The sequence below is a fragment of the Desulfobacter latus genome (genome assembly GCF_013389365.1).
Lineage (GTDB): Bacteria > Desulfobacterota > Desulfobacteria > Desulfobacterales > Desulfobacteraceae > Desulfobacter > Desulfobacter latus.
Genome location: NZ_JACADJ010000220.1, coordinates 1 through 294 on the forward strand (window position 1 = coordinate 1; position 294 = coordinate 294).

A 294-nucleotide genomic window follows, 5' to 3' on the forward strand; every position below is an offset into this window, starting at 1 on the left:
TGTCCGGCAGTTTGCCGGCTAAAAGGCTGCGGGCATTTTCCTTATCGCTGTAGATCTCCCTGAACACCTTGTCATGGGGGTTGACCACCTTGCTGTTATTTTTCTCGTCTGTCATGGTGGAATTTTAACCTTAAGGGATAGAAAATGTCAAAATGTCAGGCCTGCCCCCCCCCATTTCCATTTTATTTCAGCAGGGCCATGATCTCCGAGATGTCTTGGGCGGCTTTTATGGTTTCTTTGATTTCTTTCAGTGTACCCAGGTCATCAATTTTGTTCACCTTGGCCATTACGGTG

1 protein-coding gene is annotated in these 294 nt (G+C 46.9%); it reads right to left on the minus strand.

Going from position 1 to position 294, the window contains the following annotated elements:
- Positions 1 to 115: Rpn family recombination-promoting nuclease/putative transposase (locus HXW94_RS20565; RefSeq protein WP_178368444.1), on the minus strand; the 115-nt coding region annotated here is incomplete at its 3' end.
- Between the last annotated feature and the right edge of the window lie 179 nt (positions 116 to 294).